Annotated in this window: 12 protein-coding genes and 1 pseudogene; 11 read left to right on the forward strand and 2 right to left on the reverse strand. The window is 39.7% G+C overall.

Going from position 1 to position 12,487, the window contains the following annotated elements; translation table 11 throughout:
* Positions 1 to 71: 71 nt before the first annotated feature.
* A pseudogene (locus tag GHD25_RS18330) lies at positions 72 to 164 on the reverse strand (LexA family protein); the annotation flags it as partial.
* A 272-nt stretch (positions 165 to 436) separates the two neighbouring features.
* Here GHD25_RS18330 and GHD25_RS18335 point away from each other — a divergent pair.
* The 8 genes from GHD25_RS18335 (at position 437) to GHD25_RS18370 (ending at position 6,685) form a co-directional block, all read left to right on the forward strand.
* Positions 437 to 1,075, forward strand: a complete 639-nt coding sequence (locus GHD25_RS18335) for a YneB family resolvase-like protein (RefSeq protein WP_164219599.1) — start codon at positions 437 to 439, stop codon at positions 1,073 to 1,075.
* A gap of 133 nt (positions 1,076 to 1,208) precedes the next feature.
* Positions 1,209 to 1,442 carry a DUF896 domain-containing protein gene (locus tag GHD25_RS18340; RefSeq protein WP_164219601.1) on the forward strand — a complete coding sequence of 78 codons (234 nt, stop codon included), beginning with the start codon at positions 1,209 to 1,211 and terminating at the stop codon, positions 1,440 to 1,442.
* A gap of 127 nt (positions 1,443 to 1,569) precedes the next feature.
* Positions 1,570 to 3,573 carry a transketolase gene (gene tkt, locus GHD25_RS18345; RefSeq protein WP_164219603.1) on the forward strand — a complete coding sequence of 668 codons (2,004 nt, stop codon included), beginning with the start codon at positions 1,570 to 1,572 and terminating at the stop codon, positions 3,571 to 3,573.
* A 125-nt stretch (positions 3,574 to 3,698) separates the two neighbouring features.
* Positions 3,699 to 4,154 (forward strand): sporulation inhibitor of replication protein SirA, encoded by a 456-nt coding sequence (gene sirA / locus GHD25_RS18350; protein WP_164219605.1) that lies wholly within the window; start codon positions 3,699 to 3,701, stop codon positions 4,152 to 4,154.
* Positions 4,155 to 4,213: 59 nt separating this feature from the next.
* Positions 4,214 to 4,435: a YneF family protein gene (locus tag GHD25_RS18355; RefSeq protein WP_164219608.1), complete on the forward strand. Its 222-nt coding sequence runs from the start codon at positions 4,214 to 4,216 to the stop codon at positions 4,433 to 4,435.
* A gap of 193 nt (positions 4,436 to 4,628) precedes the next feature.
* A complete protein-coding gene (locus GHD25_RS18360; protein ID WP_164219610.1) occupies positions 4,629 to 5,333 on the forward strand; it encodes a cytochrome c biogenesis CcdA family protein in 705 nt (234 codons plus the stop codon).
* Between the two features lie 444 nt (positions 5,334 to 5,777).
* Complete coding sequence (locus GHD25_RS18365; protein ID WP_164219612.1) at positions 5,778 to 6,161, forward strand: response regulator; 384 nt, start codon at positions 5,778 to 5,780, stop codon at positions 6,159 to 6,161.
* Positions 6,162 to 6,211: 50 nt separating this feature from the next.
* Entirely contained in the window at positions 6,212 to 6,685 is a 474-nt protein-coding gene (locus tag GHD25_RS18370) for a CcdC family protein (RefSeq protein ID WP_164219614.1), read from the forward strand.
* A 59-nt stretch (positions 6,686 to 6,744) separates the two neighbouring features.
* On the opposite strand, the gene GHD25_RS18375 is transcribed toward GHD25_RS18370, so the two are convergent.
* Positions 6,745 to 7,215, reverse strand: coding sequence for a DUF2621 family protein (locus tag GHD25_RS18375; protein WP_164219616.1), 471 nt, complete (start codon positions 7,213 to 7,215; stop codon positions 6,745 to 6,747).
* 245 nt (positions 7,216 to 7,460) lie between these two features.
* Here GHD25_RS18375 and GHD25_RS18380 point away from each other — a divergent pair, with 245 nt between their 5' ends.
* The 3 genes from GHD25_RS18380 (at position 7,461) to GHD25_RS18390 (ending at position 12,482) form a co-directional block, all read left to right on the forward strand.
* Positions 7,461 to 8,576 carry an ATP-binding protein gene (locus GHD25_RS18380; protein ID WP_164219618.1) on the forward strand — a complete coding sequence of 372 codons (1,116 nt, stop codon included), beginning with the start codon at positions 7,461 to 7,463 and terminating at the stop codon, positions 8,574 to 8,576.
* Positions 8,577 to 8,867: 291 nt separating this feature from the next.
* Positions 8,868 to 11,570 (forward strand): aconitate hydratase AcnA, encoded by a 2,703-nt coding sequence (gene acnA / locus GHD25_RS18385; protein WP_164219620.1) that lies wholly within the window; start codon positions 8,868 to 8,870, stop codon positions 11,568 to 11,570.
* A 327-nt stretch (positions 11,571 to 11,897) separates the two neighbouring features.
* Positions 11,898 to 12,482 (forward strand): TlpA disulfide reductase family protein, encoded by a 585-nt coding sequence (locus tag GHD25_RS18390; protein WP_164219622.1) that lies wholly within the window; start codon positions 11,898 to 11,900, stop codon positions 12,480 to 12,482.
* Positions 12,483 to 12,487: the final 5 nt, after the last annotated feature.

The raw sequence follows: 12,487 nt of genomic DNA on the forward strand, positions 1-12,487 counted from the left end.
TTGACAAAAAAATAAAGCCATTATAAGGCTTTTGCGATTTTTATGATAGATTAAGTGTCAAACTCCCGAGCAATTTCTCTTACTGAAGGCGGATACCCTTTCTCTTCAACCTGCTCTTTAATAAAATCCATGATTGCCTGCTGTCTTTTAGATAGCTTTGTAATTGTCATTTCTTTCTCCCCTCGTACATATTAATAAGTAATACTAGTCTACCATTTATTATTTAACTAAGCAAACATTCGTTCTAAAAAAAGCTTGACAAGACCGTATGTTCGTGAAATAATAAGAATACGAACAAAGGTTCTTGAATGGTAAAGGAGGCAAAAATAATGTTTAATAGAATTTCAAAGGTGGACCTATTTTATATTGCTATTTTTGGCCTGTCTCTGATATTTCTCTATATTGCAATGGTAACGAGTTAATTGAGGTGTAAATGGTGAGGGCTATAATTTATTGTCGTGTAAGTACTGATAAACCGGAACAGGAAACCTCTTTATCCAGACAGAAAGCCGAATTAATAAAACTTGCTGAAAAATATAATTTCACCATTGCTGCCTGTATGGAGGAACAACAGAGCGGCTATGAAATTGAAAGGGAAGGTATACTGAAAATGCTTGATATGTTTTCAGATAATCAGGCAGAATGTCTGCTGATACAGGATGAAACAAGGCTAGGCAGAGGAAATACCAAGATTGCTCTCTTTCATCATCTGAATAAGTTAAAGATCCCTATATATACAGCTGTGACTGAAGAGAAATTAGAGCTATCGGAATCTGACTCCATGGTATTGCAGATCATATCGATCGTGGAGGAATACCAGCGGAAACTGCATAATGCAAAGATTAGAAGAGGGATGAAAAAAGCAATTAAGGATGGTTACAACCCGGGGAAAAATTTATCAAATATTACAAAAGCACCGGGAAGGGAACGTGCAGCTTTTCCAATACATGAAGTAATTCGGCTGCGGAATAATAATATGACTTTTGAGGAGATTACAAGCATATTAAACGGAATGGGCTATCACGTTTCAAAGGCAACCGTACACCGAAGATACAAGGAAGCCAAAAATACTTGAATCTTATATGCAAGAACGCTACATTAGAAAACAGGAAGTTATATTCCTGTTTTTTTATATGGTGCCGTATTTTCGTGTTACAATGAAAAAATGAAGATAAGGTTATAAATTTGATCCCATTGGAGGTTATCCCATGCTGTCAAAAGATGAAATAGAACGGATTAATTACCTGGCCCGAAAAGCAAAGGAAACAGGACTGACCGAAAAAGAAAAAAAAGAACAGAAAGAGCTCAGGGAAGCCTATTTAAAAAATGTCCGCAGCTCTTTTAAAAATCAATTTAAAACGATGAAAGTAGTTGATCCTAAAGGAAATGATGTTACTCCTCAAAAAGTAAAGGATATGCAGAAGAAAAGTAAGAAAAAGTAGAAGAAGGATTATTTAAGATGTATGTTTTAGTGGATGTCCGTTATCTGTTTACTTGTGACAAGGTGTATTTCATTATAGAATAGAGAAGGTTATCATTATCGGTTAAAATGCGGAAGGAGTTAACACTATGTCGAATAACATTGAAGAGTTATCCATTAACACAATAAGAACTTTATCGATTGATGCTATCGAAAACGCAAATTCAGGCCATCCCGGTTTGCCCATGGGCGCTGCACCGATGGCTTATACTTTGTGGACGGAATTCATGAACCATAACCCGGCTAATTCCAAATGGTTCAACCGGGATCGTTTTGTACTTTCTGCGGGTCATGGCTCCATGCTGTTGTATAGCTTATTGCATCTGTCCGGTTACAATGTGACGATGGATGATATTAAAAGTTTCCGCCAGTGGGATTCCAAAACACCCGGACACCCTGAAGTACACCATACGGATGGCGTTGAAGCAACAACCGGGCCATTGGGACAGGGGATTGCCATGTCCGTAGGTATGGCTATGGCTGAGGCCCATCTTGCGGGGAAATTTAATCAGCCGGATTTATCTATTGTAGATCATTACACATACGCGCTGATCAGTGACGGCGACGTTATGGAAGGCATTTCACATGAGGCTGCCTCATTGGCAGGACATCTTGGATTGGGCAAATTAATTGCTTTATATGATTCCAATGATATTTCCCTTGACGGTGATTTAAACCGATCCTTTTCGGAAAATACGGAGCTCAGATTCAAGGCGTATGGCTGGCAGGTATTGCGGGTAGAAGACGGAAATGATATTGAAGCAATCAGAAAAGCAATTAAAGAGGCAAAAGAAAATACGGATCAGCCGACCCTGATTGAGGTAAAGACGGTGATCGGCTATGGTTCTCCAAATAAATCTGCATCAGCTGCATCCCACGGAGCTCCGCTTGGCGGTGATGAAGTTAAACTGACAAAGGAATATTACAAATGGACACACAAAGATTTTCATGTTCCTGAGGAGGTATATGCAGATTTTAAAGAAAAAATCGGAGCACCTGGTGCGGAAGCTGAAAATGACTGGAATGCACTACTAAAAACCTATCATGAAAAATACCCTGATTTTGCAAGGGATTTTGAGCTTGCTATAAACGGGAAACTGCCTGACAGCTGGGAAAAAGGACTCCCAACTTTTGAACCTGGCGATGATACACTGGCAACAAGGGCTGCCTCCGGAAAAGTTCTCAATGCCATAGCAGAGTCCGTTCCGAACTTTTTTGGCGGAAGTGCCGATTTAGCCGGTTCAAATAAGACAACAATCAATGATGAAGCGGATTTCTCCCGTGAAAACTATTCGGGCAGAAATGTGTGGTTTGGCGTACGGGAACATGCCATGGGAGCGGCTTTGAACGGGATGGCTTTACATGGCGGCCTGAAAGTGTATGCCGGTACGTTCTTTGTATTCAGTGATTATTTAAGACCGGCTGTTCGTTTGTCATCAATCATGCAGACACCTGTCACATATGTATTTACACATGATTCCATTGCTGTAGGGGAAGATGGTCCGACACATGAGCCCGTCGAACACCTGGCTGCACTACGGGCAATGCCGGGATTATCACTTATCCGTCCGGCAGATGGAAATGAAACACAGGCTGCATGGCGCCTGTCTCTGGAATCTGATAACAAGCCAACTGCTCTTGTGCTGACCAGACAAAACCTGCCCACACTAAAGGGTACAAAACAAATGGCCTATGATGGAGTTAAAAAGGGAGCCTATGTTATTAGCAAATCAGAAAGAGAAAATCCTGATGCATTATTAATCGCTACAGGATCCGAAGTTCAATTAGCAGTGGAAGCACAAAAAGCATTAAGCGAAAAAGGGATAGAAGTCAATGTTATAAGCATGCCTTCCTGGGACCGCTTCAACGAGCAGGATGAATCTTATAAAAATGAGGTGCTGCCTCCTCACATTACAAAACGACTGGCGATTGAAATGGCTTCTCCGTTTGGCTGGGAACGCTATGTCGGGGATGAAGGAAAGGTCCTTGGCATCGATACTTTTGGTGCGTCGGCAAAAGGAGATAAAGTAGTGGAGGAATACGGTTTTACAGTGGAAAATGTAATAGAACAAGTGGAGTCGCTTTTAAATTAAATAGAAGGCGGCTGTTCCATGGCCGCTTTTTGAGCCAATCGACAAAAGTAGTGCATATTTTTAATGTAAAGTGACATTATTCTGACATAGAGTACGTATAATAGAGAATAAAGGAGGAGCTCTCTATGTATACGTATTCTATTTATTGGATCACAGAGGAAATTGCGAACCATTACTTTCACAAAAGTGATATTTTATACCGTTTTATCAAAAGCTATCAAAATAATAAAGCCAGAAGAGATCTGCAATTACAATTTAACTATATTACCCGTTATTATTCCTATGAGAAACTTATCAGCCATATGAAAAAGCATTGTGCCAAAAGGCGTGCAAATTTACATATCAACGGTTCTCATATAACTATTTGTCAGGATGGAAGCTGTATTTCTTTATTTATGAATGAAAAACATATAGAATTTCGTTGTAATACGTTACAGGAAGCGGAAGAATTGCTCTTTCCGATGCTGCGGGAATATGAACGATTGCTTTTTATAACAGGAAAAAATGATTTTGGATGGATATCTCCTGTTTTATTTACGAATAAAGAGGAAATAAATCTCCTATTGTATTCCAACTCATGATTTACTATACTATATAGGGGTTAGAGAAAAAGAGACAACACGAAGGAGGAAAGCAAGGCATGAGCACGATTTGGGTTGTATTAATTGCTATCACAGCGTTACTGGCCGGTGTTGCTCTTGGATTTTTTATTGCAAGAAAATATATGATGAATTACTTAAAAAAGAATCCGCCTATTAATGAGCAAATGCTTCGTACGTTAATGATGCAAATGGGACAGAAACCATCACAGAAGAAAATCAATCAAATGATGCGGGCAATGAATAATCAGCAGGACAAATAAGCTATAATATTATTGCAGCATGCAATAATAGCTTTAGATCACCCCTTACATTTCTTTGTAAGGGGTGAAATTATATTTATACGTTAAAAACGATGATTAAAGTAAAAGTTTCAGTTTATTGTCATATTCATTGGGTTTATTGCTTTTGGGTTCTGTTACAATAGAGACAACAAGGTCTCTGGGGGGTTTTGCAATGTCTGAAATTAATATATTCCTTGCTTTTGGAGCAGGCTTTTTATCTTTTGTGTCACCCTGTGTACTGCCGCTGTATCCTGCATTTTTATCTTATATAACAGGAATGAGTGTCAGTGAATTAAAAGAAGAGAATAACAAAATCAATAAAAAGGCATTATTGCATACAGTTTTTTTCCTGCTTGGTTTTTCGGCGGTATTTGTGATGCTCGGTTTTACTGCTTCCTTTGTTTCCGATTTCCTGTTGACATACCAGGATCTGATCAGACAAGTGGGAGCTATTGTAATCATCTTCTTTGGTCTGGTTATTGTCGGCGTACTTAACTTTAATTTTTTAATCAAAAATAGATCAATTTCGTTTAAAAACAGACCTGCCGGATTTTTTGGTTCATTCCTCATCGGTCTGGCCTTTTCCCTGGGCTGGACGCCATGCACGGGTCCAATACTTGCAGTAGTATTTGCACTGGCTGCTACAGATCCGCAAGTCGGCATGGTAATGATGCTCAGCTATGTACTTGGTTTTTCCATTCCGTTTTTAGTGATGGCATTCTTCATCGGAAAAATGAATTGGATTAAAAAGCACAGTATGAAAATCGTTAAAATAGGCGGTTATTTAATGATCTTTGTCGGAATAGCTTTATTTTTTGACTGGATGACAAAATTGACTTCGATTTTAGCTGCCTGGTTTGGGTTCTACGGATTCTGATATGAAAACGAATTTTCTCCCTCTCACATATATACCATCCATGCTATGGGTGTGAGGGGGAGTTTTATATTCGCAGCTGCCCAGGCATTTCCCGCGCTTCAGCACCTGCAACAGCAACAGCATATCTTTACGGTGGGACGAGCATTCTAGCGCAGTCCCATATCTTTAAGTTGGGACGAGCATTTAGCGCAGTCCCATATCTTTACGGTGGGCCGGGGATTTTAGCACAGTCCCGCGGGTGCTCCGGTTTTACATGGCCCAAAGGTGTTTTTGCCCTTATTCTTGCATGAATGAAAGAGCATAACCAACCAGGATTTCAAATTTTAATTCTCCGCATAAAGCCGTATTCTTTTAAAAATATTTTAGGCGGTGCTGGTAATTGACACCGTGTTCCCTTATCATTGATAGTATATGTGTTGCATTATAAAGTAAGGGGGGCAGAGAATGGCAGCTATTCTTGTAGTGGATGATGCGAAATTTTTAAGAATAACACTGAGAAAATTATTAGAAAAAGATAATCACGAGGTTGTTGGAGAAGCCAAAAACGGGAAAGAAGCCATTACATTATACAAAAATTTAAGCCCGGATTTGGTTATCATGGATCTTACCATGCCTGTAATGAACGGTATTGATGCAATGAAGGCAATCATGGAGATAGACAGTAAAGCAAATATTATCGTCTGTTCGGCAATAGGAGAGCAGAAAGTCGTTGTTCAAGCTATTGAAGCAGGCGGGAAGGATTTTATTTTAAAACCTTTTGAAGAAAGCAGAATCCTTGAAACTGTCCGCCGTGTATTGGAAAATTTTCATTTGGCTAACATGGTGTAAGATAATTTAAGTGAAATATACATATTCAGCAAGTGGAGAGAGTGATCTGCATGTTTTGGTTGGTAGCCAGCACAGCCGTTGCTGCGGTCATGGCTATGGCAATGATTATAGTTCGGTTGAAAGCAGCGAAAAAGCCGACAAACGCAAAAAGAATTATGCTGCCGCCCTTATTTATGAGTACAGGGGCATTGATGTTTTTATTTCCTGTATTCCATATTAGCTGGCTGCAATTTTTCGAAGCAATAGGAGTAGGAGTTGTTTGCTCGTTATTTTTGATTAAAACTTCCAAATTTGAAATTCGTGACCATGCCATTTATTTAATTCCTTCAAAGGCATTCGCTTTTATTCTGATAGGGCTGCTTGCTTTCCGCATCATTCTAAAACTGCTGGTCGGGAGCACCATTTCCCTGGGAGAAACAAGCGGCATGTTTTTTGTATTGGCTTTTGGTATGATCATAACCTGGAGAATTTCAATGCTTTATAAATTCCTTCAGCTTGAAAAACAACTGAAAATAGAAGCATAAAAAATGCGTCTCAGAACGAAAAGAGACGCATTTTTTATTTAAGCTGTAAAGAAAAAGGGTTATTTATATTTTTCCTTCCAGTTTTTTGAATAATCTTCCCTGGACTGTTGGAAGTATTGTTTGTAAGGTTCCACATCAATATTTTTCTGTTTGAGTTTTTTCTTTAAAAATCGGTGGTCTCTTTTTGGAGTAGCAATAATGTAACCTTCAATTAAAATCTCTTTTGAGATAGTATTTTTATTTTTTTCCAGCGCAACCTCACCGATTTTTCCGGCAATTTTGTTTCTTGCTACGTCCCTGAATAGCTCCGGTACAGGAGAGACCAGTTCCTCAAGTAATTCTTTTTCCTGCTCATTCCACATATGCTTTGTCTTCTCCAAATAGTAATTTTCCCAATCCATGTCAGACTTGCCGTCCTCTTTTGGGATTTGTTTAAGAAATTTACGAAACATAAAAAATCCGCCGATTGCCATAAAACCGATCATGAGGAAGCCCCAAATAATTATTAAGTAATCTACAATTATCGACATGATTTCACCTTTTCTTACTTTTATTTTAAATATATTACAAGAGATGACATTATTTTTGTATAATTGATTTATTTTTTGAAATAGTTATAGTAATATTACTAATAATTGGTTATGTAATTTACTCTATTTAGTTCTATTATAATAATAATCAGCTATACAAACAAGAGTCATAAATGAGTAGAATGTGACATAACATATATTAGCGGAAGAAGGATGTTGATTTATGTAATAAAGGGGGAGATGTTATGGGGATGAATCATAGTGATGAAATGGAGAGGGACAGTAATCCGGTTGATTCAGTACAACAGGCGGAAAGATTTCCGGCACTCTCGGACCTGCCTGCATTTATGCTTTCCTGGGTTGAAAACCATTATTGTGATCTGATCACGGTTTGGGATCATGAAGGCAGGATTTTATTCATATCCAAATCCGTGGAGGAAATGCTTGGCTATGACCGAACAGAACTCGCCGGAACAAAATGGTATGAATGGATTTCCAAGGAAGATGGAGACTATATAAAGAGTAATTTCAACCATGACAGTAATAATAGTCAAACTTACACGATCAATCTGATTAACAAATATGGAAAATATATTTGGGCCGAGTGTATCGCGGCAAAGTTATATGATAAACATAAAAAAGATCATTTCTATATTGCGTCCGTAAAAGACATCTCAGATAAAAAGGAAACTGAGGAAATGATGATTCGCTCGGAAAAAATGTCGATTGCAGGTCAGCTGGCTGCAGGGGTTGCCCATGAAATACGAAACCCCTTAACCTCGTTGAAAGGCTTTATCCAGCTGCTGCAGGCAGGGGTAAGCCGTAAAGAAGAGTACTATAATATTATGATTGAAGAAATTGAAAAAATGGAGACCATTACTTCAGAATTACTTTTTGTTTCCAAGCCATTGACGGATAATAAAAGAAATGAACCGATGGAAAAAATGCTGCAGGATATTATTGTGCTGTTAAATCCCCAGGCAAAATTAAAAGGCATTGATATAAAATATCACATCCCCGGCAATATCATGATTTACTGTGACCGCTCCCAAATTAAGCAGGTCTTGATTAATCTGGTTAAAAATGCAATAGAAGCAATGGACGAACCCGGTAAAATTCAATTGAATGCCGCATCCGGTGCGTCCGGGATAAGTTTAAGTATTATAGATGAAGGCTCCGGTATACCTGAAGAACTCATACATAAATTAGGGGAACCTTTTTTTACTACTAAGCAGAGTGGAACAGGACTTGGCATTATGATTTCCAAACAAATACTGGAACAGCATGGTGCCACACTGGAGATAAAACAAAATACTGAGAAAGGCAGTACTTTTATTATTCATTTTCCTGTCCAATCATGATTGGTGTAAAGGTGTTTATAAGTTTCATTTAATATAATACCTGTAGCTGTATAAGAAAAATCTATCACATTACATAACTATTTTCGATATATCATTATGGTCTGAAACGTTTGTTTTATGAGCGCATATCAGATAGAATAATATATGGTGAGAATCATAGCGTACTTTTGTGTGCGCCGACAGCTGTGCTGTTTTGCAGCAGATGTATTGGCTGCATGCTTTAAACGTTTTTTCGTGTTGTGTCATGTTTTGGCGCATCATAGGGAGAAAGATTGAAAGGAGAGGAAGACTTTGGGGAAAATTAACGCAAAGAAACAATTTGAATTAAACGGTAAAACGTATAATTATTATGAATTGAAATCAGTAGAAGAAAATAATCTCGGCACAGTTTCCAGACTCCCGTTTTCTATTCGGGTATTATTGGAGTCATTACTGCGTCAGCATGATGGTCATCAGATTAAAGATGAACATGTAAAAGCGCTGGCAAAATGGGGGAAACCGGAAGGCAAGGAAGCTGACGTGCCTTTCAAGCCATCCCGTGTTATTCTGCAGGATTTTACAGGTGTTCCCGCAGTAGTTGATTTGGCATCATTAAGGAAAGCAATGGTTGATATGGGCGGGGAACCGGATAAGATTAATCCGGAAGTGCCGGTGGATTTGGTTATTGACCACTCCGTTCAGGTTGATCAATACGGAACGCCAAGTGCATTAAAGGCAAATATGGATCTGGAATTCGAGCGGAACGCTGAGCGCTATGAGTTTTTAAACTGGGCGCAGAAGGCTTTTAATAATTATCGTGCGGTACCTCCGGCTACAGGAATTGTTCACCAGGTGAACCTGGAATATATTGCCAATGTTGTACACGGTATTGAAAACGAAGACGGCGAATATGATGCATTTCCGGATACACTTGTCGGAACAGACTCCCATACCACAATGATTAACGGTCTCGGTGTACTCGGCTGGGGTGTAGGCGGTATTGAAGCTGAAGCCGGAATGCTTGGTCAGCCATCCTATATGCCGGCACCGGAGGTTATCGGGGTTAAATTTACCGGAAGCTTTCCTAATGGTACGACAGCTACAGACCTGGCATTAAAAGTTACCCAGGTATTGCGTGAAAAGAATGTGGTAGGTAAATTTGTGGAGTACTTCGGTCCCGGCTTGAAAGATATGCCGCTTGCAGATCGTGCAACTATTTCAAACATGGCTCCGGAATACGGGGCAACCTGCGGATTTTTCCCGGTAGATGAAGAATCATTGAGATATTTGAATTTAACCGGCCGCAGCGAGGAACAAATCAAACTGGTAGAAGAATACTGCAAGAAAAACAATCTTTGGTACTCTCCTGACCAGCCTGACCCTGAATATACAGATTTGGTGGAAATCAACCTTTCCGAACTGGAACCAAATCTGTCTGGTCCAAAACGCCCGCAGGATTTAATTGCATTGTCAAAAATGAAAGACGAATTCAATAAGGCAATTACAGCTCCGGAAGGAAACCAGGGTTTTGGTCTGGATAAGAAAGAATTTGATAAAAAAGTGACTGTGAATCATCCCAACGGAAATAGTTCAGAGATGAAAACAGGTTCACTGGCAATTGCTGCCATCACATCCTGTACGAATACATCCAATCCGTACGTAATGCTCGGAGCAGGTTTATTGGCGAAAAATGCCATTGAAAAAGGTTTAAGCGTACCTGATTATGTAAAAACTTCACTGGCACCGGGTTCCAAAGTAGTTACTCGTTACCTGGAAGATGCAGGACTGCAGACATATTTGGATCAATTAGGCTTTAACCTTGTAGGATATGGCTGTACGACATGCATCGGAAACTCGGGCCCGCTGCGTGAAGAGATTGAACAGGCAATTGTGGAAAATGATCTGCTGGTATCTTCCGTCCTTTCCGGGAACCGTAACTTTGAAGGGCGCATCCATCCGCTTGTGAAAGCAAACTACCTGGCTTCACCGCCGCTTGTAGTGGCCTATGCGCTTGCAGGTACAGTGGATATCAATTTAACAGAGGAACCGCTTGGCACAGATAAAGACGGTAAGCCTGTTTATATGAATGATATCTGGCCAACCATGGATGAAATCAAAGCACAAGTGGATAAAGTGGTTACACCGGAAATCTTCCGCAAAGAGTATGAAGGCGTATTTACTTCCAACGAACGCTGGAATGAAATTGATACCACAGATGAGCCATTATTTGAGTGGGACAGTGAATCAACCTATATCCAAAACCCGCCATTCTTTGAAGGCCTTTCAAAAGAAGCCGGAGAAGTTAAACCTTTAAATAATCTGCGGGCAATCGGCAAATTTGGTGACTCTGTAACCACAGACCATATTTCTCCGGCCGGGGCGATTGCTAAAGATATGCCAGCAGGTAAACATTTGCAGGAGAAAGGTGTATCGCCGAGAAACTTTAACTCCTACGGTTCCCGCCGCGGTAACCATGAAATCATGATGCGCGGAACTTTTGCGAACATCCGCATCCGCAACCAGCTGGCTCCTGGTACAGAAGGCGGATATACAACATATTGGCCAACAGAAGAGGTAATGCCGATTTATGATGCGGCCATGAAATATCAGCAGGACGGCACCGGATTAATCGTTATCGGAGGTAAAGACTATGGGATGGGCTCTTCCCGCGACTGGGCAGCCAAAGGAACAAACCTCCTGGGCATTAAAACAGTTATTGCGGAAAGCTTTGAGCGTATCCACCGTTCCAACCTGGTAATGATGGGTGTACTGCCTTTACAATTTGAAGAAGGTCAAAGTGCAGAGAAGCTCGGACTAACAGGAAAAGAAACCTTTAATGTGGAAGTAAATGAATCTGTTAAGCCGCATGATCTGGTAAAAGTTACTGCCGTTGATGAAAATGGCAAGAAAACCGAATTTAATGCTGTCGCACGTTTTGATAGTGATGTAGAAGTAGATTACTATCGTCATGGCGGTATTTTACAAATGGTATTACGTAATAAAATAGGCGCATAATATTTTAATAGTATTTTCAGCCCTTGCAATATATATTGCAGGGGCTGTTTCGTATTTTGTAAACTTTTAATATTTGTCTGATCAGGTATACTTGCCGAAGATGTATGTCGGTTCCCGCACGGAAACGGATTCTTTGCTATATGAATTTTTTTCGAACAAACCATGTAATATCTTTACTTTTTGCCTATTTGGACATACGATGAATATATATAAACATGTTATTAAATATAGGAAAGGCAGACAAGCTGAAGTGCTGTATCAGCTGTCGTCATGTTTTTTTAATTCTTCCCAAAGTACGTGAAAAACCTTTCTATAAGGAGCTTAAGTATGGTTAAACAAATCATTGGCGTTGGTTTATTATTGATTTTGGCCGGCATAGTTGTATTTAATTACGTGAGTGATCAGTCCGCAACCACTGATAATTATGATGATCAAGGTGATGTTTTTATAGATGAGAGCAATATGCCGGAAGAATCGGCCGGAATTCAGCCGGGAGAAACAGCACCTGATTTTGAATTGGAAACATTAGAAGGCGATACGGTGAGATTGTCTGATCTGAGAGGCCAAAAAGTTATTCTTAATTTTTGGGCTACATGGTGTGGACCATGCAGGGAAGAAATGCCGGAAATGCAGGAGTTCTATGACAACAATGAAGAAGAAGTGGAAATTTTGGCGGTTAATTTATTGGAAACGGAAACAGATGATTCCAATGCTCAAGAATTTATTGATGAATTTCAATATACTTATCCGGTATTGCTTGACGAAGGAGCTGAAGTAAGCGAAGCCTACAAGGGTTCCGTTGCAGTACCGACAACTTATTTTATTGGGACGGACGGTACGATACAACACCCAAGAAAAATAGGTTCCATGAATTATGAGTTTATGGAAGAAATGGTTGAGACGATGGATTAACTTAT

This window comes from Virgibacillus aidingensis, from assembly GCF_010994035.1.
GTDB lineage: Bacteria > Bacillota > Bacilli > Bacillales > Amphibacillaceae > Virgibacillus_N.

What these genes read in the sequence shown, in the direction of transcription:
- tkt (WP_164219603.1), top strand. Translation starts at nt 1,570, where the DNA reads ATGTCGAATAACATTGAAGAGTTATCCATTAACACAATAAGAACTTTA.
- GHD25_RS18355 (WP_164219608.1), top strand. Translation starts at nt 4,214, where the DNA reads ATGAGCACGATTTGGGTTGTATTAATTGCTATCACAGCGTTACTGGCC.
- GHD25_RS18365 (WP_164219612.1), top strand. Translation starts at nt 5,778, where the DNA reads ATGGCAGCTATTCTTGTAGTGGATGATGCGAAATTTTTAAGAATAACA.
- GHD25_RS18370 (WP_164219614.1), top strand. Translation starts at nt 6,212, where the DNA reads ATGTTTTGGTTGGTAGCCAGCACAGCCGTTGCTGCGGTCATGGCTATG.
- GHD25_RS18375 (WP_164219616.1), bottom strand. Translation starts at nt 7,215, where the DNA reads ATGTCGATAATTGTAGATTACTTAATAATTATTTGGGGCTTCCTCATG.
- GHD25_RS18360 (WP_164219610.1), top strand. Translation starts at nt 4,629, where the DNA reads ATGTCTGAAATTAATATATTCCTTGCTTTTGGAGCAGGCTTTTTATCT.
- GHD25_RS18380 (WP_164219618.1), top strand. Translation starts at nt 7,461, where the DNA reads ATGGGGATGAATCATAGTGATGAAATGGAGAGGGACAGTAATCCGGTT.
- sirA (WP_164219605.1), top strand. Translation starts at nt 3,699, where the DNA reads ATGTATACGTATTCTATTTATTGGATCACAGAGGAAATTGCGAACCAT.
- GHD25_RS18390 (WP_164219622.1), top strand. Translation starts at nt 11,898, where the DNA reads ATGGTTAAACAAATCATTGGCGTTGGTTTATTATTGATTTTGGCCGGC.
- GHD25_RS18340 (WP_164219601.1), top strand. Translation starts at nt 1,209, where the DNA reads ATGCTGTCAAAAGATGAAATAGAACGGATTAATTACCTGGCCCGAAAA.